The following is a 21762-nucleotide window of genomic DNA, read 5'->3' as shown; positions in this document are numbered from 1 at the left end:
GGGGGAAGCCTAACGACCGCACGGCGGGGGTCAGAGCTTCAGGCCGTTGATCATTCCGGCGAGGTTGCTGGTGACCTGGCTGATCGAGGGGGCGATGGAGCTGGACGCCAGGTAGAAGCCGAGCAGCGCGCAGACGATCGCGTGCGCGAGCTTCAGGCCGGAGCGGCGGATCAGCACCACCACGATGACCAGCATCAGCATGGCTGCGGAGATGGACAGGGCCATGGCGGCTCACACCCCTTCCGGGTGCGCCGCTCCTCCCGGGGAGGGGCGGCGGTCGTACCGTGCGGGACTTGCGGTCGGGCGACCGGGGCCCGGGACGGGGCCTGACGATCACTCGTGGACCAGTCATACCCGATGAGTGAGGCAGGCATTACGTTGAGTGAGGCCGCACACCCCGGGGCACAGTTGCACTCATGGGGCGCATGGGCCGGTCGGAGGGGGTGCGACCCCCTTCCGGGCGTACTTGCGCACGATGCTCCGAACGAGTGATCACTACCGGCGCGGCGGCGTCATAGGGTCTGGAGCCATGACCACCCATACCCCAGCGGACACCTTCCCGAGGCAGTACGCGCGCACCCTGCGCTACACCGTCGGCGCTCCCCGGTCGTTCTCCGTCGCACCCGACGGCTCCCGGGTCGTCTTCCTGCGCTCGCCCTCCGGGGGCGACCGCGCCAACCTGCTCTGGACCCTCGACACCGCCACCGGCGAGGAGCGGATCGCCGCCGACCCGGCCGTCCTGCTCGGCGGCGGCGAGGAGGACCTCTCCCCGGCGGAGAAGGCCCGCCGCGAGCGCAGCCGGGAGGGCTCGGCCGGCATCGTCGGCTACGCCCTGGACGGCGCGGGCCGGCTCGCGGCCTTCGCCCTCTCCGGCCGGCTGTTCGTCGCCGACCTGGTCGCCGGCACCGCCACCGAGCTGCCCGCCGAGGGCCCGCTGGTCGACCCGCGGCTCTCCCCGGACGGCGTCCACGTCGCCTACGCCACCACGGCCGGCGAGCTGCGGCTCACCCGTACCGACGGCACCGGCGACCGCGCCCTCGCCTCGCCCGAGGCTCCGAACGTGACCTGGGGCCAGGCCGAGTTCATCGCCCAGGAGGAGATGGACCGCGACCGGGGCCACTGGTGGTCCCCCGACAGCGACCGGCTGCTGGTCGAGCGGGCCGACGACACCCCGGTGCACCGCTGGTGGATCGCCGACCCGGCCAACCCGGACCGTGAGCCCGCCGAGGTCGCCTACCCGTCCGCCGGCACCCCGGACGCCGAGGTCGGCCTCTGGCTGCTCGGCCTGGACGGCAGCCGCACCGAGGTGGTCTGGGACCGCGCGGCCTTCCCGTACCTGGCCCGGGTGCACTGGTCCCAGGGCGGCGTGCCGCTGCTGCTGGTCCAGTCCCGTGACCAGCGGGTCCAGCGGATCCTCGGCCTGGACACCGCCACCGGCGCCACCGAGCCGCTGCACGAGGAGCGGGACGACGCCTGGCTGGAGCTGTTCCCGGGCGTCCCGGCCTGGACCCCGGACGGCAAGCTGGTCCGGATCTCCGACGAGTCCGGCGCCCGCGCCCTGGTGATCGGCGAGCACACCGTCACCGGCCCCGACCTGCATCTGCGCTCGGTGCTCGCGGTCACCGCCGAGGAGGTCCTCTTCACCGCCTCCGGCGGCGCCGCCGAGACCGACCCCGAGCCCGGCTGGGTCGCCGTCGGCCGGATCGGCCACGACGGCAAGCGGCTCTCCTGGGAGGCCGCCAACGGCCGCCCGTTCACCTCCGTCACCACCGCCGTGCACGCGGCCGGCATCACCGTGCGGGCCACCGCCGAGCCCGACCTGCCCGGCACCCTGGTGCGGGTCTCCCGGGACCTGCCCGAGGGCGTCGCGGTGGACGACATCGCCACCGTCGCCTCCTACGCCGAGACCCCGGTGATCACGGCCCGGCCGGTGTTCCGCTTCGCGGGCGAGCGCCGGATCCCGGCCGCGGTCTTCCTGCCCACCGGCTACGACCGGGAGCGGGACGGCCTGCTGCCCGTCCTGATGGACCCGTACGGCGGCCCGCACGGCCAGCGCGTCGTCCAGGCGCACAACCCGCACCTGAACTCCCAGTGGTTCGCCGACCAGGGCTTCGCGGTCGTCGTCGCCGACGGCCGGGGCACCCCCGGCCGCGGTCCGGCCTGGGAGAAGTCGATCGCCTTCGACTTCGCCGGGGCCACCCTGGACGACCAGGTGGACGCGCTGCGGGCGCTCGCCGAGGAGTTCCCGCTGGACCTCGACCGGGTCGCGATCCGCGGCTGGTCGTACGGCGGCTACCTGGCCGCGCTCGCCGTGCTGCGCCGCCCGGACGTCTTCCACGCGGCGGTCGCGGGCGCGCCCGTCACCGACTGGCGGCTCTACGACACCCACTACACCGAGCGCTACCTGGGCCACCCGGCCGAGCGGCCCGAGGTGTACGAGGCCAACTCGCTGACCGGCTACGCGGCCGGCCTTGAGCGGCCGCTGATGATCATCCACGGTCTCGCCGACGACAACGTGGTGGCCGCGCACACCCTGCGGCTCTCCTCGGCGCTGCTCGCCGCCGGCCGCCCGCACACCGTGCTGCCGCTCTCCGGCGTCACCCACATGACGCCGCAGGAGGAGGTCGCGGAGAACCTGCTGCTGCTCCAGGTCGACTTCGTGAAGAAGTCGCTCGGCGGCTGACCCGGCCGCCGACCCGCCGCAGGAGGGAGTCGGCGGGAGGGAGAGGGAGCGGAGCCGGAGCAGGGTGCCCGGGCCCGCGGACGAGCGGTGCCGGGGCGTACCCATCCCGCTCCCCCTCGGCCGCGTGTACCCGCACGGGGTCGATCTGTCCGGCCTCGATGTGGGCCACACGCTAGCCCCGGCCACCGACAGACCCTCCCGGGCCGCCGCCCGGTGCGTGCGTTCGGCATGACATCCGTCATGCCGAACGCACGACGGCGGTTACTGCCGCCGGACCCCGGCCGCGCGGGACTCTGAGGTGGTGCGAAGGACACCACCGGCAGGGGAGAGGACCGGGACGATGGACACGGGAGAGGTCGCCGCCTTCAGGGGCGTCGGCAAGAGTTACGGACGGGTGCGGGCCGTGGACGGCCTGGACCTGGTGCTGCGGCCGGGCGAGACCGTCGCCCTGCTCGGCCCGAACGGGGCCGGCAAGTCCAGCAGCCTCGACCTGCTGCTCGGCCTGCGCGAGCCCGACCGGGGCAGCGTCACGCTGTTCGGCGGCCCCCCGCGCGCCGCGATCGTGGCCGGCCGGGTCGGCGCGATGCTGCAGAGCGGCGGCCTGATGACCGACGTCAAGGTCCGCGAACTGGTGCGGCTCGCCTGCGAGGTCCACCCGCGCGGCCGGTCCGTCGCCGAGGTGCTCGAGGACGCGGGGATCACCGGGTTCGCCGAGCGCCGCGTCGACAAGCTCTCCGGCGGCCAGGAGCAGCGGGTCCGGTTCGCCCTCGCCGTCGCCGGGGCCAACGACCTGATCGTCCTGGACGAGCCCACCACCGGGATGGACGTCTCGGTCCGGCAGTCCTTCTGGGCGAGCATGCGGGCCCAGGCCGACGCCGGCCGCACGGTGCTGTTCGCCACCCACTACCTGGAGGAGGCCGACTCGATCGCCGACCGCGTCCTCGTCCTGCACCGGGGCCGGCTGATCGCCGACGGCAGCTCGGCCGAGATCAAGGCCCGGGCCGGGGCCCGCCGGATCACCTTCGAGCTGCACGAGGCGGACGGCCCGTTCGACGAGGCACCGCTGCGCCGGCTGCCCGGTGTGCAGGGCCTGGAGGTCACGGCCCGCGTCCCGGGCGTGCGGACGGTGCGGATCCGCACCGCCGACGCGGACGGCGCCGTCGCCGCCGTCTACCGGGCGGGCCTGTACCCGCGCGGTCTGGAGGTCACCGGACTGGGCCTGGAGCAGGCCTTCCTGACCATCACCGGCGAGCAGGACGCCGCCGAGTCCACCGAGACCGTCGAGTCCGCCGAGAACGTGCTGGAGCGTGCGCGATGACCACCCTGATCCGGCTGGAGATCCTGCGGACCTTCCGCAACCGCCGCTACCTGCTCTTCACGATCGCCTACCCGGCGCTGATGTACTTCTTCTTCATCCACGCCTACAGCGCGGACAAGCTGGCCGGCGGCCTCCCGGTGAAGACGTACTTCATGGTCTCGATGGCCACCTTCGGCGCGGTCGGCGCGGTGCTGACCGGCAGCGCGCAGCGGATCTCGCTGGAGCGCAGGAGCGGCTGGGTGCGCCAGCTGCGGCTGACCGCGCTGCCCGGCCGGGCGTACACCGTCGGCAAGATCGCCGCCGCGGCGGTGACCACCCTGCCCGCGATCCTGGTGGTGTTCGCGGTCGGCGCGAGCCAGGGTGTCTCGCTGACGGCCGGGCAGTGGGCCGGCCTGGTGGCCGCCCTGTGGCTGGGCAGCTTCGTCTTCGCGGCACTCGGGGTGGCGCTCGGGTACGCGGCGGCGCCGGACTCGGTGCAGAGCATCGTGATGATCGCCTACATGGCGATGGCCCTGTTCGGCGGGACGTGGTTCCCGGTGAGCGGCTCGCTGGAGGCCTTCGCCCGGTTCAACCCGGTCTACCTGTACAACCAACTGGCCGCGTTCACCCGGCCCGGGCAGTCCCTGGACACCGTCGCCGTCGCCGGACTGGCCGCCTTCCTGGTGGTGTTCGTCGCCGCCGCGGCAGCCCTGTACCGCCGCGACACCCGACGGGCATGATGATCGACATGAGCGAGCCGCGCCGGACCCACCGCACCGACGAGCAGCCGGGGGAGGGCCCGGCGCGTCCGTCGTTCATGAACATCCCCGGCGCCTCGGTGGAGACCCGGCGGCAGCTGCTGGTGAAGATCTCCTGGATGCTGCTGTGGATGTTCTACCTGGCCTACCCGGTGGGCGACCTGCTGGACGGCGGTCACAGCGCGGGCGCCCGGGTGCTCGGCTGGATCTGCCTGGGGGCCTTCGTCACCGGATACGTCCTGCTGGTGGTCTTCCGCTCGATGCCCGGAATGCGGCCGTGGACCTGCCGGGTGATCGTCGCGACGATGGTCGCGCTCGCCGTGGCGTCCACCTTCGTACTCGGCACCGCTTTCCTGTCGCTGTTCATCTACGCCTCGGTGTGCGTCGCGATCATCAGCCCGGCCCGCTACGCCCTGCGCGCGCTGCTCGGCGCGGCGGTGCTCACCGCCGGGGTCGGCCTGCTCGCCCACGCCGACACGGACAACGTGTGGACCTTCACGCTCAGCGCCTTCCTCGCGGGCGCCGCGATGACCGGCCTGCAGCGACTGGTCGGCACCATGAAGGAGCTGCGCGAGGCGAGGGCCGCCGTGGCCCACCTGGCCGCCTCGGAGGAGCGGCTGCGGCTCGCCCGCGACCTGCACGACCTGCTCGGGCACTCGCTGTCGCTGATCACCCTGAAGAGCGAGCTGGCCGGGCGGTTCATGGACGCCGGCAAGGACGAGGCGGCGCGGGCGCAGGTCGCCGACATCGAGAACGTCGCCCGGCAGTCGCTGATCGACGTCCGGGAGGCGGTCACCGGCTTCCGGCGGCCCACCCTGCCGGTCGAGCTGGCCGCCGCCCGCACCGCGCTGGCCGCCGCCCAGGTCACCCTGGAGACCGCGCCGGAGCTGCTCGACGCCTGGCCGGGGCTGGCCGCCGAGGAGGCCGGCGCGCTCGCCTGGGCGCTGCGCGAGGCGGTCACCAACGTCGTCCGGCACGGCGAGGGCGCCACCGTCTGCACCGTGCGGTCCGACGAGACCTGGGAGGGGAACGGCGAGCGCTACGCCGTCCTGGAGGTCACCGACGACGGGCGCGGCCCGGGCAAGTCCCAGCCCGGCAACGGCCTCTCCGGGCTGGAGGAGCGGCTCGCCCTGGTCGGCGGCCGGCTGGAGACCGGGCCGGGCGCGCGGGGCCGGGGCTTCCGGCTGCGGGCCCTGGTGCCGCTGCGGACGGCCTCCGTTCCTGCCCCGTAGCCGACCGGTCCGGGCGGTATCCCCGTAACTCCGGCGCCCCGCCGCGCGGGCGCCGGGCGGTGCGGGCGGGCAGCATGGCAGACATGCCGAAGTCCGCACTGGCTGTCCTCACCGTGCTGTTCCTCTCCCTGCTGCTCTGTGCCGCGTTCACCGAGGCGGGTACCTCGGCCCGGGGGACGGCGCCCGGCGGCGCCCAGGGCCACCCCCGCTGACCTCCGCCCCCCGTCAGGGTGGGGACGCCGTAGGGTCGGGCGGCATGAGTGACAATCAGGGCGACCGGCCCTCGGTGCGGGTGCTGTTGGCGGAGGACCAGGGGATGGTCCGGGAGGCGCTGGCCGCGCTGCTCGGGCTGGAGGGGGACATCGACGTCGTCGCCCAGGTCGGGCGCGGGGACGAGGTGGTGGACGCTGCGGTCGCGCACGACGTGCAGGTGGCGGTGCTGGACATCGAGATGCCGGGGATGACCGGGATCGAGGCCGCGGCGCTGCTGCGCAAGCGGCGGCCGCAGACCAAGGTGGTGATCGCGACGACCTTCGGCCGCCCCGGCTACCTGCGGCGGGCGATGGAGTCCGGCGCGGACGCCTTCCTGGTGAAGGACGCGCCCGCCGCCGAGCTGGCCGAGGCCATCCGCCGGGTGCTGCGCGGCGAGCGGGTGATCGACCCGGTCCTGGCCGCGGCGGCGCTCGCCGAGGGGGCGAACCCGCTGACCGCCCGGGAGCGGGACGTGCTGGCGGCCGCGGCGGACGGCGCGGTGAACGCGGACATCGCCGGGCGGCTGCACCTGTCCGAGGGCACTGTGCGCAACTACCTCTCGATGGCGATCCAGAAGACCGAGGCCCGCAACCGCACCGAGGCGGTCCGGATCGCCCGGGAGAAGGGCTGGCTCTAGGGCCCGCCGATCGCCCCCGGGCCCCGGCTCAGTTGAGCCGGTGGCGGGCGGCGCGGGCCTCCTGACGGACCTTGGCGGCGGCGTCGGGGTCGAAGGCGTCCAGGATCGCGGCGTACTCGTCCATCTCCCCGGCCCCGCCCAGGAAGTCGCCGGTGCGCACCAGCAGTTCGGCGCGTTCGAGCCGGAGTTGGGCGGGGTGGCGGGGGAGCAGCAGGGCGAGTTCGGTGGCCCAGAGCTGGGTGCGGGCGTGCTCGGGCCGGTCGGCGGCCCAGCCGCGGATGTTGCCGAGCACCCGCAGCACGGTGTCCAGCGGCTGTGCGGGGGTGAGCAGTTCGGGGGTGAACTCGTGCCCGGCGGCGCGCACCAGCTCGGCCACCCCGTCGAGGTCGAGCAGCCGGCCGCCGTGGAAGGGGTCGGCCAGCACGTAGTCGTCGCCGCCGGCGGGCCCGCCGACCGCGACGACGAAGTGGCCGGGCAGGGCGACCCCGTGCACCGTGAGCCCGGCCCGGCGGGCGACCGCCCACCAGACCAGCGACAGCATGATCGGCAGTCCGCGGCGCCGCCGCAGCACCTCCGGCAGCAGCGAGGACTCCAGCCGCCGGTAGTCGGACTTCCGCCCGTGGAACCGCTCGCGCCCGCCGAGGACGGCGGCCAGCAGCGCCGCGGTCTCCTCCGGTCCGGCCGGGGCGCGTTCGGCGACGGCGCGCCGCACGGCGGCCGCGTGCCGCTCCAGCGCCGCCTCGCAGGCGGCGAGCAGGGCGTCGGGCGCGGGCGGGCCGTCGAGGCCGTCCGGGTCCGAGGGGTCGGGGGCGGGGGTGTGTTCGGCGGCCGCGAGCACGCAGAGCAGCACCGGATCGGGGTGCTCGGCCCTGGCCTCGGTCCGGAAGCGTGCTCTGCTCTGCTCGGTCACGGCGGTGGCGGCGGCTTTCGTACGGACGGGCGGACGGGGAGGGACGCGCGGGGGAGCGGCCGGGACTCCTACCCCTGCGGCAGGAGTGCGTACTGGTAAGTGTGACTGGTCGTGAAGCCCAGGCCGTCATAGAGCGCGATCGCCCCGGAGTTCTCCGCCTCGACCTGCAAGTACCCGCCGCTCGCGCCCTCCTCGGCGGCCCGGGCCGCGAGCACCGCCATGACCGCGGTGGCCAGTCCGGCCCGGCGCGCGTGCGCGGCGACCTCGACCGCGCCGAAACCGGCCCACGGCCCGTCGACGACGCAGCGGCCGACGGCCAGCGGCGCCCGGTCGGGACCGGCGCCCGGCACGCTGGCGAACCAGACCGACGGCCCGCCGCGGACCACCCGCAGGGCGGCCTCCTCCACCGCCGGGCCGCCGCCCGTCCGCCGGTACAGCGACAGCCAGGCCGCGTCGGCGGTCCGGGACAGCCGCACCCGGTCGAGGGCGGCGGGCGTGCCGCCACGGGCGAGCCCGGCCAGCGGCGCGACCCGGACCAGGGTCCGCGCGCAGGTGGCGCCCCGGCGGTCCAGCTCCTCGCGCAGGCCCTCCGGCGAGCCCGGGGTGCAGACCTCCAGCATCGCCGGCAGTCCGCGCGCCGCGTACCAGGCGCTGACGGCCGCCAGCGCCCGGTCGAGCGGCAGGCCGGGATCGCCGAGTGCCAGGGCGGAGTTGGCCCGCCGGGTGAAGCCGGCCGAGGCGCGCAGGGTCCATTCGCCCAGCGGCTCCTGCTCGACGGCCGGCCAGCCGCGGGCGGCGGTCCGCTGGAGCCCGACCGGGTCGGTCGGCGGCAGCGGCGCGCGCCGGGCGGGGAAGAGCGGCACCGGCTTCCCCGCGACCAGCAGCCGCTCGTCGAAGGAGACCGGTCCGCCGGTCCGCGGCACCACCGTCAGGCCCTCGTCGTCCCAGGAGACGAGCACGCCGATCACGTCGCGGAAGACTGGCCGGTTGTCGTCGGCGAAGCCGGTGAGCCGTCGTACGGAGACTCTCCGGCCCACGTCGGAGCGATCCACCCGGACCTCCGGACGGTCCTGAACCGGCCCTTCGACGGCCATCTGGGCACCTCCTGTGCATTTGCGGTCTCCGACCCGCGATACTAGGGGCGGGCATCGACGACACCGCGCTCACCCGCGCACGCGAGAAAACAGAATGGGCCGCCGAGCCCTTCCGAGGAGGAACGACAGCGTGACCTACGTCATCGCGCAGCCTTGTGTCGACGTCAAGGACAAGGCCTGCATCGAAGAGTGCCCGGTTGACTGCATCTACGAGGGCGAGCGATCGCTCTACATCCACCCGGATGAGTGTGTCGACTGTGGTGCTTGCGAGCCGGTCTGCCCGGTCGAGGCGATCTTCTACGAGGACGACACTCCGGAGGAGTGGAAGGACTACTACAAGGCGAACGTCGAGTTCTTCGACGACCTCGGTTCGCCCGGCGGTGCGTCGAAGCTCGGCCTGATCGAGCGCGACCACCCGTTCATCGCCGCTCTGCCGCCGCAGAACGCCGACCACTGACCGGATCGGTGGCAATTCAGCTGTGACTACCAAGAACAGCACGCACGCGCCGTTCCCGGGCCACCCGGGGGCGGCGCGCCGCGTTTCCGACCTCCTGCCGGTGTTCCCCTGGGACAAGCTGGAGCCCTACAAGGCCACGGCGCTCGCCCACCCGGGCGGGCTCTGCGACTTCTCGGTGGGCACCCCGGTGGACCCGGTCCCCGAGGTGATCCAGAAGGCGCTCGCCGCCGCGACGGACACCCCCGGCTATCCGACCGTGTGGGGCCCGGAGGAGCTGCGCGAGGCCGTCGCCGGCTGGCTGCGGCGCCGGCTCGGCGCGGAGATCGGCCCGCGGGCCGTCCTGCCGACCGTCGGCTCCAAGGAGCTGGTGGCCTGGCTGCCGACCCAGCTCGGCCTCGGCCCCGGCGACCAGGTCGCCTACCCGCGGCTGGCCTACCCGACGTACGAGGTCGGCGCCCGGCTGTGCGGCGCCGAGCCGGTCGAGTACGACTCGGTGGACGAGCTGGACGGCTCCCGGGTGCGCCTGCTGTGGGTCAACTCGCCGTCCAACCCGACCGGGCGGGTGCTCGGCGCCGACGAGCTGCGCCGCACGGTGGCGTGGGCGCGCGAGCACCGGGTGCTGCTGGTCAGCGACGAGTGCTACCTGGAACTGGGCTGGGAGGCCGAGCCGGTCTCGGTGCTGCGCCCGGACATCTGCGGGGACGGCCACGAGGGCCTGCTCGCGCTGCACTCGCTGTCCAAGCGCTCCAACCTGGCCGGCTACCGCGCCTCCTTCGTGGCGGGCGACCCGGTGGTGGTCAAGGAGCTGCTGGAGGTGCGCAAGCACGGCGGCATGATCGTGCCGGCCCCGGTCCAGGCCGCGACGGTGGCCGCGCTCGGGGACGACGCGCACGTGGCCGAGCAGCGGGAGCGCTACGCGGCCCGGCGGGCGGCGCTGCGGGCGGCGCTGGAGGCGTACGGCTTCCGGATCGAGCACTCGGAGGCGAGCCTCTACCTGTGGGCGACCCAGGACCGGCCGTGCTGGGAGACCGTCGCCGAACTCGCCGGACTGGGCATCCTGGTGGCGCCCGGCGACTTCTACGGTCCGGCCGGCGACCGGTTCGTCCGGGTGGCGTTCACCGCGACCGACGAGCGGGTCGCGGCGGCGGTGGAGCGGCTGAACGCGGCGCGCTGACCGCGTGGAAGGCCGAAGGGGCCGGTGTTCCGAGGAGGAACACCGGCCCCTTCGCCGTCGTCGTACCGGGGTGCCGCCGCCCCCCGGGGGGACGGGAGCCGCGGGCGGAACGCGGCGGAACCGCGGTGAGCCGCGAGGACTGCGGGCAGGACTGGGGCGCCCTAGAGGCCGAGGCCGCCGCCGTTGACGCCGCCCAGCAGGCCGCCGATCGGGCCGAGCGCGCCGGTGAGGCCGCCGAGGCCGTTCAGCGGGCTGTTCGGGCCGAGGTCGGCGCCGCCCAGGCGGTTGGCCGAACCGTGCTCGGCCAGGCCGAGCACGTCGGCGCCGGGCAGGCCGGAGGTCAGACCACCGGGGACGGCCCGGCCGACGGCGCCGAGCGGCAGCGCGTCGGTGACGGCGTTGGTGCTGGGGACGGCCTGGGTCAGCCCGCCCGCGCCCGGGACGGCGTTGGCGACCGCACCGGCCTGGGAGAGCCCGCCGACCGGGTTTGCCCCGCTCTGCGCGCTGCGCTGCGGGCCGGCGGCGCGGCCGGTGACGGCCTCGCCGAGCTTCCCGGCCAGGGTCTTGGCGACCTTCGGGGTGACGCCCGAGAGCTGGCCGGTGGTGGCGGCGGTCTGGTCCACCGGGGCGGTCAGCGAGCTGGCCTTCTCGTTCGCCTCGGGGAGCTGCTGGGCGACGATGTTGCCGGTGGCGTCGGCGGTGGCGGGCACACCCGCGGCCACGGTCGCGGCGCCGGTGGTCCCGGCGGCCTGGCCCAGCTCGTGGGTGGTGTGCTGCAGGGTGGAACCCGTGTCGGTGTTGGTCAGCTGGCCCAGTGGGGCGGCCAGGTCGCTCTTCGGCAGCAGGGCGTCCGCGGCGGACGCGGAGCCGGCCGCGACCAGCGGGGTCGCGCCGGCCGCCACGAGCAGGGCGGCCTGGGCGATCCGGCGCGTGAGGGGGTGAGACATGGGGCTCCTCGAAAGGGGTCTGGGTCCGTTCCGTCCGCCGGGCGGACAACGGTGTTACCGCTTGAGAAGCCAGAAGGTTTCGGCCGGTGCAAGGAAAACGTCGTACCGACCATCTGACGGTATGACCGCACGGGGAGCCGCTCCCGGGGCCGGACCGGGGGTGCGGGCGTGCGACGGGCCAAGGGGAGTGACGGTTCTGCGCCCCGCCCGGCCCGGCCGTCCGCCTGTCCACCTGTGTTGACGCGAATCACTCGTACGGCGGCAACCCGGACACCAGTGCGTCAGCCACCGGGACCCCCGGCTCTCAGCCCTTCGCGGGAGGCGCCAGCGAGACCAGCACCAGCTTGGTCGACGTCCCGGTCGACTGCGGCTTCCAGCCGTCCTCGGACTTCGCCTTCCGCCAGATCCGACCGTCGTAGGCGACGGTCTCGATGCCCAGCCGCTGCGCCTGGGTCACTGCCCAGTGCGCCACCGCCCAGCCGTTCTGCCGTTCGGCCTCCGGCCCGGAGTCGGTGGACGCGGTCGGGTCCGGGGTCAGCGAGACGGCGTTCTCGGCGCCCTTCACCGTGGACGTGTAACCGGCCGCCGGGGTCACCGTCCGGCCGAACTCGCGGCGCACCCGGTCGCTCAGCACCTGCGCCCGGTCCGGGCGGGCCGCCGCCGTCGCGCCGGTGTCCGGCGCGGCCCCGGCCGGGGCCGGCGAGGACTCCTCCTCGTCGGTGTCCGGCGCGGCGAAGTCGTGCACCACGCAGTTCAGCGCGGCCGCCTCCCGGCCGGTCAGCGCGGAGGCCAGCAGGGTGGCCTTGGTCTCGTGCTTGGCGTAGGCCTGCGGGTAGCCGCTCTTCTGCACCTGCTGGGCCGCGTCGGTCAGCGGCAGCCGGGTGTAGCCGGGCACCTTCACCAGGCCGTCCAGGAACTTGTTGGTCGCGTAGACCGGGTCCATGATCTGCTGCACGGTGCCCCAGCCCTGCGAGGGCCGCTGCTGGAACAGGCCCACCGAGTCCCGGTCGCCGCCGGCCAGGTTGCGGATCTTGGACTCCTGCATCGCGGTGGCCAGCGAGATGGTCACCGCCCGGTCCGGCAGACCGCGGGCGTGCGCGACGGCGGCGATGGTCGCGGCGTTGGCGGCCTGCGGAACCTCCAGCGTCCCCTCGCCGGCCGGGGTCTTCACCGAGCAGCCCTCGGGGGTCAGCAGCTTCTGGTCGCGCAGCCAGTACAGCCCCACCGCGACCACGGTCAGCACCAGCAGGACGATCAGCACCGCGCGCACCGGCCTGCGGCGCCGCGGCGGCGCCGCGTCACCGTCCCCGCCGCCGCTCTTCCGCCTGGCCACCGCCGCCCCTCTCCACCGAGCACCTCGAACCGACACCGTACCCACTCGGACGGGTGTGCGGCGGCGGACGGTTGCCCCGGGACGGCACCGAAGCCGTCACAGGCCGGCCACGGCCCGGATCCGTGCGGGATCCGTCCGGGAGCCGTGCGGGATCCGTCCGGGTTCGGGGACGGGTTCCCGGACGGGACTACGCTGGACGACCATGAGCAGCTCGAAGACGCCCCTTGACCTCACCCTCGACGGCGGCGCGCTGACCGCCCAGCTGGTCGACTTCCCCTCCGTCAGCGGCGACGAGCAGGCGCTCGCCGACGCCGTGGAGGACGCCCTGCGGGCCCTCCCGCACCTGACCGTCGACCGCTACGGCAACAACGTCGTCGCCCGCACGAACCTCGGCCGCGCCGAACGCGTCCTGCTCGCCGGCCACATCGACACCGTGCCGATCGCCGACAACGTGCCCTCCTGGGTCGAGGGCGACCTGCTCTTCGGCTGCGGCACCTCGGACATGAAGTCCGGCGTCGCCGTCCAGCTCCGGCTCGCGGCCACCCTGCCCGAGCCCAACCGGGACCTCACCTTCGTCTTCTACGACTGCGAGGAGGTGGAGGCCCACCGCAACGGCCTCGGCCACCTCGCCCAGGCCCACCCGGACTGGCTGACCGCCGACTTCGCGGTGCTCATGGAGCCCAGCGGGGCGGTCGTCGAGGGCGGCTGCCAGGGCACCCTGCGCGCCCAGGTCCGGCTGACCGGCGTCCGGGCCCACTCGGCCCGCAGCTGGCTCGGCGACAACGCCATCCACCACGCCGGCGAGGTGCTGCGCCGGCTCTCCGAGTACCGGGCGCGCAAGGTCGACATCGACGGCCTGGAGTACCACGAGGGCCTCAACGCGGTGCGGATCGACGGCGGCGTGGCCGGCAATGTGATCCCCGACGAGTGCGTGGTGACGGTCAACTTCCGCTTCGCGCCGGACCGCGACGAGGCCGAGGCCGAGAAGCACGTGCGCGAGGTCTTCGACGGCTTCGAGGTCACCGTCACCGACTTCGCCCCGGGCGCGCTGCCCGGCCTCAACCAGCCGGCCGCCCGGGCGTTCCTCACCGCCACCGGCGGCACCGCCCGCGCCAAGTTCGGCTGGACCGACGTGGCCCGGTTCAGCGCGCTCGGCGTCCCGGCGGTCAACTACGGCCCGGGCGACCCGAACATGGCGCACAAGCGCGACGAGCACTGCTCGCTGAGCGCGATCGCCGAGACCGAGGAGCGGCTGCGGGCCTGGCTGACGGCCTGAACCCGGCGGACGGCCGGACCGGTCCAGCGGCCGGTCCGACCGTCCGACCATCGGCCGAACGCCATCTTCCGGTTGCCCAACCGACCTTCCACCGTTGCCTGAAAAAGGGGAGGCAGGGGCGTAGGGTTTCGTCATGACAGGCACTGGAGACGAAAAGCACTACGGCCACGGTCCTGAGCAGGTGGGCGAGCCGCGCCCGAAGAAGGCGTGGCCCGAGAAGCAGAAGGGCCCGGTGCTGGTGCGCCGGGACCAGGTCGGCGAGAGCACCACGGACCAGCGGCTGCTGGACACCACCGGCCCGACCGACTGGCTGCACACCGACCCCTGGCGGGTCCTGCGCATCACCTCGGAATTCGTCGAGGGCTTCGGCGCGCTCGCCGAACTCCCGCCCGCGATCAGTGTCTTCGGCTCCGCACGGACCCCGGTCGACTCGCCCGAGTACGCCGCGGGCGTGGCGATCGGCCGGGCCCTGGTCGAGGCCGGCTTCGCGGTGATCACCGGCGGCGGCCCCGGCGCGATGGAGGCGGCCAACCGGGGCGCCTCGGACGCCGGCGGGCTCAGCGTCGGGCTTGGCATCGAGCTCCCCTTCGAGCAGGGGCTCAACGAGTTCGTCGACCTCGGGCTGAACTTCCGTTACTTCTTCGTCCGCAAGACGATGTTCGTGAAGTACTCGCAGGGCTTCGTCGTCCTGCCCGGCGGCCTGGGCACCCTGGACGAGCTGTTCGAGGCGCTCACCCTGGTGCAGACGAAGAAGGTCACCCGCTTCCCGGTGATCCTCTTCGGCAGCGCGTACTGGGGCGGACTGGTCGACTGGCTGCGGAACACCCTGGTCGCCCAGGGCAAGGCGGCCCCGCACGACCTGGAGCTCTTCCACGTGACCGACGACATCGACGAGGTCATGAAGATCCTCGCCGACGCCCGCCGGCCCGTGAACGAGATCTAGGCGTGTCCTAGGGGCCCTGGAGGCCCTTACGCCAGCCCCCGGCGGGCCACGGCCGGCGGGCGGGTGCCGCGGATCGAGGAGACCATGTCGAGCACCTGCCGGGTCTCCGCCACCTGGTGCACCCGGTACACCTGGGCGCCCAGCCAGGCGGAGACCGCCGTGGTCGCCAGGGTGCCGAGCAGCCGCTCGTTCACCGGCCGGTCCAGCGTCTCGCCGACGAAGTCCTTGTTCGACAGCGACACCAGGACCGGGAAGCCGGTCGCGGTCATCTCCGGCAGCCGCCGGGTCGCCTCCAGCGAGTGCCGGGTGTTCTTCCCGAAGTCGTGCCCCGGGTCGATCAGCACCGCGTCCCGCCGCACACCCAGCTCCACCGCCCGCTCGGCCAGCCCGACGGTGACCCGCAGGATGTCCGCCATCACGTCCTGGTAGCCGGCCCGGTGCGGCCGGGTGCGTGGCTCCGCGCCGCCGGCGTGCGTGCAGACCAGCCCGACGTCGTGGCGGGCGGCCACCTCGGCCAGCCGCGGGTCCACCCCGCCCCAGGCGTCGTTCAGCAGGTCGGCGCCGACCTCGCAGACCGCCTCGCCGACCTCGTGCCGCCAGGTGTCCACACTGATCACGGCCCCGGGGTGGCGCTTGCGCAGCTCCGCCACGAACGGCACCGTGCGCCGCAGTTCCTCCTCGACGGTCACCTCGTCACCCGGCCCGGCCTTCACCCCGCCGATGTCGAGGATCGCCGCGCCCTCCGCCATCGCGCGGTCGGCGGCCTCGAACGCGGCCTCGTCGGCGAAGGTCGAGCCCTTGTCGAAGAACGAGTCCGGTGTCCGGTTGACGATCGCCATGATCACAAGCTCGTCGTCGCCGAATTCCCGTGGTCCCAGGCGCAGTGCCACCGATGTCTCCTCCACAGCTGCTGCGGGTGCGATGATGGCCCCCCCGGCCCATCGGGACCATGATCCCACTCCTGTCGGGGCCGGCCGGAGAATCGGGAGGACCGCTCGTGTTCTGGGTGATCGTGGTGGCCATGGCCGTAGTGGTCGGCGGCGCCGCCCTGGTGGCGCTGGGCGGCGGCGGTTCGCTGCCCGAGGCCGTGCAGGACCGGATCTCCGCCCGGCTGCCGCAGGACCGCCCGCTGGGCCGGGCCGACGTGGACGCGCTGCGCCTGCCGATGGCCCTGCGCGGCTACCGGATGGACGAGGTGGACGACGTCCTCGACCGGCTGGGCGCCGAACTCGCCCACCGGGACGTCCGGATCGCCGAGCTGGAGGCGCTGGCCGCCGTGCGCGGCGCCGTCGAGGCGACCGACCGCCCCGAGCCAGGCGCCGAACCGCTGCCCGGCCTGGAGGAGTTCGCCCTGGTGGTCGAGCCCGCCGTCGCCCTCACCAAGTCCACCGCGGCCCCCGAGGACGCCGTGCCGGACGGGGAGCGGTGAGCGCCGGCACCAGCGCCGTCCTGGGGGCGGACGGGCTGCGCCGCTGCGCCTGGGGCGACTCGGCGGACGACTACCGGATCTACCACGACACCGAGTGGGGCCGCCCGGTGCGCGGCGACGACGCCCTGTTCGAGCGGGTCTGCCTGGAGGCCTTCCAGTCCGGCCTGTCCTGGATCACCATCCTGCGCCGCCGCGAGGGCTTCCGGGCCGCCTTCGCCGGCTTCGCGATCGCCGAGGTCGCCGAGTTCGGCCCCGCCGACGTCGAGCGGCTGCTCGCGGACACCGGGATCATCCGCAACCGGGCCAAGATCGAGGCGTCGATCGCCAATGCCCGGGTCGCCCGTGAGCTCGACGGCGGACTGGACGCGCTGATCTGGGGGTTCGCCGGGGACCCGGACCGGCCGGCGCCCCGCACCCTGGACGAGGTGCCGGCCGTCACGCCCGAGTCGACGGCGCTCGCCAAGGCCCTGAAGAAGGCCGGTTTCCGGTTCGTCGGCCCGACCACCGCCTACGCGCTGATGCAGGCCTGCGGACTGGTGGACGACCACCTCGCCGACTGCCACGTCCGTACCGCGCCCGCAGGGCCGGTCCGGGCCTGAACGGGGCCTGAACCGGGCCCGAACCGGGGTGCGGGTGGGGTCACGCCCTAGCGGCCCAGGTAGGCCGGCTTCTCCTTGGCGATGAAGGCGCGGACCGCGATCCGGTGGTCCTCGCTCGCGCCGGCCAGGGTCTGCAGCTCGTCCTCCTTGTCGAGCAGCTCGCTCAGCGAGTGCGAGGCGCCGTACGCCAGGGACTCCTTGATCGCGCCGTAGGCCACCGTCGGGCCCTCGGCCAGCTCCTTGGCGAACACCCGGGCGGTGGCGGCCAGTTCGGCGGCCGGAACGACCTTGGTGGCCAGGCCCAGCTCCATCGCCTCGGCCGCCTTCACGGTGCGCGGCAGCATCAGCAGCTCGGTCGCCCGCGCGTGGCCGACCAGCCGCGGCAGGGTCCAGGAGGCCCCGGAGTCGGCGGTCAGCGCGATCCCGGCGAACGCGGTGTTGAAGCCCGCGGTGTCCGCCACGATCCGGAAGTCACAGGCGAAGGCCAGCGAGGCGCCCGCCCCGGCCGCCACCCCGCCGACCGCGGCCACCGTCGGCTTGCGCATCCCGGCGAGCGCCCGCAGCAGCGGGTTGTAGTGCTCGGCCACCGTCCGCAGCGCGCCCTCGCCGGTCTCCTCGGCCCGCTTCAGCAGGCCCAGGTGCTCCTTGAGGTCCTGCCCGACGCAGAACGCCCGGTCGCCCGCGCCGGTCAGCAGCACCGCGCGCACGGCCGGGTCCTCGGCGGCGGCGGTCACGGTGTCACGCAGCGCCACCTTGGTCGGGACGTCCAGCGCGTTCATCGCCCCGGGGCGGTTGATCGTGATGACGGCCAGGCCGCCGTCCAGCTCGTACAGCACCGAATCGGACATGGACGAGAGCTCCCTTGCTCGTGATCGTGGGCTGCCAGGATGCCGGAGCCCCGGCCCGCCTGGGGAGTGTGAGGTATCGCACCTTCCGGTGGCGTACGGACCGGCGCCGCGCCGGGGCTTATGCCGGTTATTGGGAGGGATTGCGGCGGTCCGGACGAGGTTGCACCGAGAGTGATGTTGGTCATCAGGCCGTGGCATGCGGGATAATGGCTTCCGATCAATGCGTTCGATACCGGCGGTGGACGGACTGCCGGTGCGTAGCTGAGCGGTTGCAGGAAGGGGAACGAGCATGGCGGCCATGAAGCCGCGGACGGGTGACGGCCCGCTCGAAGTCACCAAAGAGGGGCGGGGCATCATCATGCGCGTTCCGCTCGAAGGCGGCGGACGCCTCGTGGTGGAGCTCACGCCCGACGAGGCCCACGCCCTCGGCGAGGCCCTGAAGAAGGCCTGCGGCTGACCGCAGCAGGTGCTCGCCATCTCCTGGAGATGTGCCGCCGGGCCCGGGTACGACCATCGCGTCGTCCCGGGCCCGGTACGTTCCGCCCCCGGGCGTGCCTTTCCGCGTGCCCGGGTGTCCGCGTTCCGGTGGCCGCGCGCCGCCGCTACCGCTTCACGGCGCAGAGCAGCCCGTCCGACACCGGCAGCAGCGCGGGCAGCAGGGCGTCGCTCTCCCGGACGTCCCGGACGAGGTCGCGCATCGACCTGGTCCGCGGGTCCTGGAGCTCCGGTTCGGCCAGTCGGCCCTCCTGGAACACGCCCTCGAAGCAGACCGTCCCGCCCGGCCGCAGCAGCCGCAGCGACTCCTCCAGGTACGCGCCTGACTCCGCCGGGTCCCCGTCGCAGAACACCAGGTCGTACTGGCCGTCGGCGAGCCTCGGCAGCACCTCCAGGGCCCGGCCCGGTATGAACCGCGACCGGTTGGCCGCGAACCCGGCGGCCTGGTAGGCCTCCTTCGCCAGCTGCTGGCGGACCGGCTCCGAGTCGACGGTGGTGAGCACGCCGTCCGGCCGCATCCCGCGCAGCAGGTACACCCCGGAGACGCCCGTCCCGGTGCCGATCTCGGCCACCGCCTTGGCGCCCGACGCGGCGGCCAGCAGCCGCAGACAGGCGCCGCCGCTCGGGCCGATCGCCCGGATCCCGGTGCGCGCGGACTGCGCCCGGGCGTAGGTCAGCACCGCGTCCTCGCCGACGAAGGTGTCGGCGAGCGCCGTACGCGCGGGCCCGAACTCGCTGATGGCTGCCTCTTTCGGAGCCCCGGGTGGCGGCCCGGCGCCGAGCGGATGTCGATATTTCCTGCCACAGATTACTGGCCGGGCGGGAACCGCGTACGGCGGCGGGCCGTTGATGGAGCAGGGACCGGGCGAACAGGCCGTCCCGGACACCCTCCCGGAGCCGCTGCCGCGGGCCGGACGGTGCCGCGGATACCGGAGGCGGTCCCGGACACTTCTTATCCGGGCTTGACGGGCGAGGTGGATATGGTGGTGGCCCTGCTGGGCAGAAGAGCCGACCGAGGAGGTGTGGCCGAGGGCGACGTCCCCGTGCGGCGGCACTCCCGCGGCACCGCGTCGGCCCGTACGCCGAAGCCCGTGATGAACCAGCCTGCGCACTCCACCCTGGACCAGCCGGCCGCCGCGCCCGAGGCGCCCGCCGGCACTGCCGAGGCCCCCGCCCTCGCGACCTTCGCCGAGGGCCCCGACGCGCAGACCTGGACTCCGCCCAGCTGGGAGGAGATCGTCGAGGCCCACAGTGCGCGCGTCTACCGGCTCGCCTACCGGCTGACCGGTAACCAGCACGACGCCGAGGACCTCACCCAGGAGGTCTTCGTCCGGGTCTTCCGTTCGCTGTCCACCTACACCCCCGGCACGTTCGAGGGCTGGCTGCACCGGATCACCACCAACCTCTTCCTGGACATGGTCCGCCGCCGCCAGCGCATCCGCTTCGACGCGCTCGGCGACGACGCGGCGGAGCGGCTCGCCTCCCGCGAGCCCAGCCCGGCCCAGCACTTCAGCGACACCCACTTCGACGCCGACGTCCAGCACGCCCTGGACACCCTGGCGCCCGAGTTCCGTGCCGCCGTGGTGCTCTGCGACATCGAGGGCCTCTCCTACGAGGAGATCGCCGCCACGCTCGGCGTCAAGCTCGGCACCGTCCGCAGCCGCATCCACCGCGGCCGCTCGCACCTGCGCGCCGCCCTCAAGCACCGCGCCCCCGGCTCGGCCCCCGGCCGTGAGCGCCGGGGCGGCGGCGCCGAGGAGCAGCCGGTCCCGGTCGGCGCCGTCGCCGGCGAGGCTCCGGCCGCGCCGGGCGGGCGCGGCCGGAGGCGATCGTGAGCGGAACCGGCCGGTCCGGGCCGGGCCACTCGGACACCCCCGGCCGCACGGCCGCCCGCCGGGCCGGCTGGCCCGCGCTGGGCCGCCGGGGCCAGGACGGGCCGGGAGCGGTCGACGGTCCCGCGCTGCCGGCCGAGCCGGCCCTGCGCGCCGTCGCCGTCCGGTCGGTCGACCCCGCGGAGGAGCACCACCTCGGGGAGCGGCTGTCCGCCTTCGTCGACGGTGAACTCGGCCACGACTCGCGCGACCGCGTCCAGGCCCATCTGGCGACCTGTCCGCAGTGCCTCGCCGAGGCCGACGAGGGCCGTGCGGTCAAGCACCTGCTGACCCGGACCGGCACGCCCGGCCCGTCCTCCGGGCTGATGGCCCGGCTGATGGCCGTCGGCGCGCTCCCGGAGGACGAGCCGCAGCCGCGCGCCGACCGGCCGCGCCGGGACGACGACGACTTTCCCGGCGGCGGCGTGGCCGGCACCGGGACCCTCGGCGGCAGCCGGCTGAACGGCGGCTCCTTCGGCCGGGGCGCGGGCGCCTCCTTCGGTGGCGGCGCGCTCGGCGCCGACACCCCGGTGCCCGGGGTCGACCCGCGGGCCTTCGGCCGGGGCGGCGCGGTGCTGCGCCCGCTGATCGGACGCCGCACCGCCCGTCCGGACGCCCCGGTCCAGCCGCTGGCCGCGGCCGCGGCCGCGGCCGCGATCGCCCCGGTGGTCCGGCCGGTCCCGCCGCGCGGCCGGCGCTTCGTCTTCGCCGCCGCCGGGGCCTTCTCGGTGGCCGCGGTGACGCTCGGCGGGGTCGGCGGCATTTCCGGTCCGGGCGAGGACCAGCACGGCACCGTGGTCAGCCCGGCCGGCAGTGGCGGCCGGGGCGGCATGGTCCCGATGAACGCCCAGGTGCCGGCGGCGGACCTGCCGGTCCGCCCGGTGGCGGTCACCCGGGGCGCGATGCCGCCGCACGAGCTCCCCGAGCGCACGCCGAGCACCGGCGTGGCCGGCCTGCACCACGAGAACAGATAGACCTCACCGGCCCCTTCGGGGCCGCGGTCATCGGCGGGTCTTCACCACGGCTTCATCACACCGGGGGTCATGGACCCGCCGATGGCCATTACGCTGTGAGGAGCGTTTGTCCGATCCGCCCGCGACCGTAGGGAGCTTTGGTGTTCAGTGACGTGGGCACACTGGAGGTCCTGACCCTGGCCATCATGGCCATCGTGATCTTCGGTCCGGACAAGCTGCCGAAGCTGATCCAGGACACCATGGGGTTCATCCGGAAGATCCGGTCCTTCGCCGACACCGCGAAGGAGGACATCCGCAGCGAACTGGGTCCCGAGTTCAAGGACTTCGAGTTCGAGGACCTCAACCCGAAGACCTTCGTCCGCAAGCAGCTGATGGGCGGCGAGGAGGACCCACTGGGCCTCAAGGACATGCGGGAGTCCCTGGACATCCGCTCGGTGCTGGACGACAAGCCGGCCGCCCCGGTGAACGGGCACGGCCGCAACGGCAGCGTCTCCTTCGACAAGCCCGCCGCCACCCCGGCCCCCGCGACCGCCGGCGCCCCCCTCACCCCGGG

At 74.5% G+C, this 21762-nt stretch carries 24 protein-coding genes; 16 read left to right on the top strand and 8 right to left on the bottom strand.

Translation table 11 applies throughout. The features are described from left to right. Positions 1-30 precede the first annotated feature (30 nt). Positions 31-225 (bottom strand): DUF2304 family protein, encoded by a 195-nt coding sequence (locus ADK60_RS05170; RefSeq protein ID WP_030307746.1) that lies wholly within the window; start codon positions 223-225, stop codon positions 31-33. A 304-nt stretch (positions 226-529) separates the two neighbouring features. Here ADK60_RS05170 and ADK60_RS05165 point away from each other — a divergent pair, with 304 nt between their 5' ends. The 6 genes from ADK60_RS05165 to ADK60_RS05145 all read left to right on the top strand — a co-directional run bounded on the left by ADK60_RS05165 (position 530) and on the right by ADK60_RS05145 (position 6859). Then, positions 530-2683, top strand: coding sequence for a S9 family peptidase (locus tag ADK60_RS05165; protein WP_053643589.1), 2154 nt, complete (start codon positions 530-532; stop codon positions 2681-2683). 340 nt (positions 2684-3023) lie between these two features. After that, a complete protein-coding gene (locus tag ADK60_RS05160; protein WP_053643587.1) occupies positions 3024-4001 on the top strand; it encodes an ABC transporter ATP-binding protein in 978 nt (325 codons plus the stop codon). Then, positions 3998-4720 carry an ABC transporter permease gene (locus tag ADK60_RS05155; protein WP_063783046.1) on the top strand — a complete coding sequence of 241 codons (723 nt, stop codon included), beginning with the start codon at positions 3998-4000 and terminating at the stop codon, positions 4718-4720. The genes ADK60_RS05160 and ADK60_RS05155 overlap by 4 nt, the downstream gene beginning before the upstream one ends. An 8-nt stretch (positions 4721-4728) precedes the next feature. Further along, on the top strand, positions 4729-5970 hold the full coding sequence (locus ADK60_RS05150; RefSeq protein ID WP_234370948.1) for a histidine kinase: 1242 nt from the start codon (positions 4729-4731) through the stop codon (positions 5968-5970). Between the two features lie 83 nt (positions 5971-6053). After that, on the top strand, positions 6054-6182 hold the full coding sequence (locus tag ADK60_RS47450; RefSeq protein WP_286185252.1) for a hypothetical protein: 129 nt from the start codon (positions 6054-6056) through the stop codon (positions 6180-6182). Between the two features lie 44 nt (positions 6183-6226). Next, a complete protein-coding gene (locus ADK60_RS05145; RefSeq protein WP_053643586.1) occupies positions 6227-6859 on the top strand; it encodes a response regulator transcription factor in 633 nt (210 codons plus the stop codon). Between the two features lie 28 nt (positions 6860-6887). Here ADK60_RS05145 and ADK60_RS05140 read toward each other — a convergent pair whose 3' ends face one another. Continuing rightward, positions 6888-7769, bottom strand: coding sequence for a transglutaminase family protein (locus tag ADK60_RS05140; RefSeq protein WP_045939033.1), 882 nt, complete (start codon positions 7767-7769; stop codon positions 6888-6890). A 68-nt stretch (positions 7770-7837) separates the two neighbouring features. Continuing rightward, the gene (locus ADK60_RS05135; RefSeq protein WP_053643583.1) at positions 7838-8863 is read right to left on the bottom strand and encodes a GNAT family N-acetyltransferase; all 1026 of its coding nucleotides are present in this window, start codon (positions 8861-8863) and stop codon (positions 7838-7840) included. 130 nt (positions 8864-8993) lie between these two features. Between ADK60_RS05135 and fdxA the strand changes: the two genes are divergently transcribed. Together fdxA and dapC are read left to right on the top strand one after the other, a co-directional pair. After that, complete coding sequence (gene fdxA / locus ADK60_RS05130) at positions 8994-9320, top strand: ferredoxin (RefSeq protein WP_030061559.1); 327 nt, start codon at positions 8994-8996, stop codon at positions 9318-9320. Positions 9321-9342: 22 nt separating this feature from the next. Next, a complete protein-coding gene (gene dapC / locus ADK60_RS05125; RefSeq protein WP_045939034.1) occupies positions 9343-10494 on the top strand; it encodes a succinyldiaminopimelate transaminase in 1152 nt (383 codons plus the stop codon). A gap of 161 nt (positions 10495-10655) precedes the next feature. On the opposite strand, the gene ADK60_RS48310 is transcribed toward dapC, so the two are convergent. Then, positions 10656-11441, bottom strand: coding sequence for a hypothetical protein (locus tag ADK60_RS48310; protein WP_053643581.1), 786 nt, complete (start codon positions 11439-11441; stop codon positions 10656-10658). 304 nt (positions 11442-11745) lie between these two features. Next, positions 11746-12774: a VldE C-terminal domain-containing protein gene (locus ADK60_RS05115; RefSeq protein ID WP_053643579.1), complete on the bottom strand. Its 1029-nt coding sequence runs from the start codon at positions 12772-12774 to the stop codon at positions 11746-11748. Between the two features lie 202 nt (positions 12775-12976). Here ADK60_RS05115 and dapE point away from each other — a divergent pair, with 202 nt between their 5' ends. Next, the gene (gene dapE, locus ADK60_RS05110) at positions 12977-14050 is read left to right on the top strand and encodes a succinyl-diaminopimelate desuccinylase (protein WP_045939036.1); all 1074 of its coding nucleotides are present in this window, start codon (positions 12977-12979) and stop codon (positions 14048-14050) included. Between the two features lie 133 nt (positions 14051-14183). Continuing rightward, the gene (locus ADK60_RS05105; RefSeq protein WP_045939037.1) at positions 14184-14993 is read left to right on the top strand and encodes an LOG family protein; all 810 of its coding nucleotides are present in this window, start codon (positions 14184-14186) and stop codon (positions 14991-14993) included. Between the two features lie 26 nt (positions 14994-15019). Here ADK60_RS05105 and folP read toward each other — a convergent pair whose 3' ends face one another. Next, the gene (gene folP / locus ADK60_RS05100) at positions 15020-15832 is read right to left on the bottom strand and encodes a dihydropteroate synthase (RefSeq protein ID WP_053643597.1); all 813 of its coding nucleotides are present in this window, start codon (positions 15830-15832) and stop codon (positions 15020-15022) included. Positions 15833-15990: 158 nt separating this feature from the next. Between folP and ADK60_RS05095 the strand changes: the two genes are divergently transcribed. After that, positions 15991-16422, top strand: a complete 432-nt coding sequence (locus ADK60_RS05095; protein WP_063772436.1) for a DivIVA domain-containing protein — start codon at positions 15991-15993, stop codon at positions 16420-16422. Next, positions 16419-17021 carry a DNA-3-methyladenine glycosylase I gene (locus tag ADK60_RS05090; protein WP_053643577.1) on the top strand — a complete coding sequence of 201 codons (603 nt, stop codon included), beginning with the start codon at positions 16419-16421 and terminating at the stop codon, positions 17019-17021. Before ADK60_RS05095 ends, ADK60_RS05090 begins: the two co-directional genes overlap by 4 nt. 47 nt (positions 17022-17068) lie before the next feature. Here ADK60_RS05090 and ADK60_RS05085 read toward each other — a convergent pair whose 3' ends face one another. After that, positions 17069-17869 (bottom strand): enoyl-CoA hydratase-related protein, encoded by an 801-nt coding sequence (locus ADK60_RS05085; RefSeq protein WP_030397157.1) that lies wholly within the window; start codon positions 17867-17869, stop codon positions 17069-17071. A 289-nt stretch (positions 17870-18158) separates the two neighbouring features. Here ADK60_RS05085 and ADK60_RS41500 point away from each other — a divergent pair, with 289 nt between their 5' ends. After that, positions 18159-18326 carry a DUF3117 domain-containing protein gene (locus tag ADK60_RS41500; protein WP_078880497.1) on the top strand — a complete coding sequence of 56 codons (168 nt, stop codon included), beginning with the start codon at positions 18159-18161 and terminating at the stop codon, positions 18324-18326. Positions 18327-18471: 145 nt separating this feature from the next. Here ADK60_RS41500 and ADK60_RS05080 read toward each other — a convergent pair whose 3' ends face one another. Beyond that, positions 18472-19104 (bottom strand): O-methyltransferase, encoded by a 633-nt coding sequence (locus tag ADK60_RS05080; RefSeq protein WP_045939049.1) that lies wholly within the window; start codon positions 19102-19104, stop codon positions 18472-18474. Positions 19105-19458: 354 nt separating this feature from the next. On the opposite strand from ADK60_RS05080, the gene sigE reads away from it, so the two are divergent. From sigE to ADK60_RS05065, 3 genes are all read left to right on the top strand, one after another. After that, positions 19459-20199, top strand: a complete 741-nt coding sequence (gene sigE, locus ADK60_RS05075; protein ID WP_045939050.1) for an RNA polymerase sigma factor SigE — start codon at positions 19459-19461, stop codon at positions 20197-20199. After that, positions 20196-21209, top strand: a complete 1014-nt coding sequence (locus ADK60_RS45585) for a zf-HC2 domain-containing protein (protein ID WP_053643575.1) — start codon at positions 20196-20198, stop codon at positions 21207-21209. The genes sigE and ADK60_RS45585 overlap by 4 nt, the downstream gene beginning before the upstream one ends. 140 nt (positions 21210-21349) lie before the next feature. Further along, the coding region (locus ADK60_RS05065; RefSeq protein WP_107094506.1) for a sec-independent translocase at positions 21350-21762 on the top strand (413 nt) is incomplete at its 3' end.

The organism is Streptomyces sp. XY431, from assembly GCF_001279805.1.
Classification (GTDB): domain Bacteria; phylum Actinomycetota; class Actinomycetes; order Streptomycetales; family Streptomycetaceae; genus Kitasatospora; species Kitasatospora purpeofusca.
The sequence above is the reverse complement of the archived record's forward strand: the minus strand, read 5'-3'. Positions and strand labels throughout refer to the sequence as shown.

Bases quoted from the DNA above. Each gene is read 5' to 3' on its own strand.
- ADK60_RS05170 (WP_030307746.1), bottom strand. From the start codon at position 225: ATGGCCCTGTCCATCTCCGCAGCCATGCTGATGCTGGTCATCGTGGTG.
- ADK60_RS05165 (WP_053643589.1), top strand. From the start codon at position 530: ATGACCACCCATACCCCAGCGGACACCTTCCCGAGGCAGTACGCGCGC.
- ADK60_RS05160 (WP_053643587.1), top strand. From the start codon at position 3,024: ATGGACACGGGAGAGGTCGCCGCCTTCAGGGGCGTCGGCAAGAGTTAC.
- ADK60_RS05155 (WP_063783046.1), top strand. From the start codon at position 3,998: ATGACCACCCTGATCCGGCTGGAGATCCTGCGGACCTTCCGCAACCGC.
- ADK60_RS05150 (WP_234370948.1), top strand. From the start codon at position 4,729: ATGAGCGAGCCGCGCCGGACCCACCGCACCGACGAGCAGCCGGGGGAG.
- ADK60_RS47450 (WP_286185252.1), top strand. From the start codon at position 6,054: ATGCCGAAGTCCGCACTGGCTGTCCTCACCGTGCTGTTCCTCTCCCTG.
- ADK60_RS05145 (WP_053643586.1), top strand. From the start codon at position 6,227: ATGAGTGACAATCAGGGCGACCGGCCCTCGGTGCGGGTGCTGTTGGCG.
- ADK60_RS05135 (WP_053643583.1), bottom strand. From the start codon at position 8,863: ATGGCCGTCGAAGGGCCGGTTCAGGACCGTCCGGAGGTCCGGGTGGAT.
- ADK60_RS48310 (WP_053643581.1), bottom strand. From the start codon at position 11,441: ATGTCTCACCCCCTCACGCGCCGGATCGCCCAGGCCGCCCTGCTCGTG.
- dapE (WP_045939036.1), top strand. From the start codon at position 12,977: ATGAGCAGCTCGAAGACGCCCCTTGACCTCACCCTCGACGGCGGCGCG.
- ADK60_RS05105 (WP_045939037.1), top strand. From the start codon at position 14,184: ATGACAGGCACTGGAGACGAAAAGCACTACGGCCACGGTCCTGAGCAG.
- folP (WP_053643597.1), bottom strand. From the start codon at position 15,832: ATGGCGATCGTCAACCGGACACCGGACTCGTTCTTCGACAAGGGCTCG.
- ADK60_RS05085 (WP_030397157.1), bottom strand. From the start codon at position 17,869: ATGTCCGATTCGGTGCTGTACGAGCTGGACGGCGGCCTGGCCGTCATC.
- ADK60_RS41500 (WP_078880497.1), top strand. From the start codon at position 18,159: ATGGCGGCCATGAAGCCGCGGACGGGTGACGGCCCGCTCGAAGTCACC.
- sigE (WP_045939050.1), top strand. From the start codon at position 19,459: ATGAACCAGCCTGCGCACTCCACCCTGGACCAGCCGGCCGCCGCGCCC.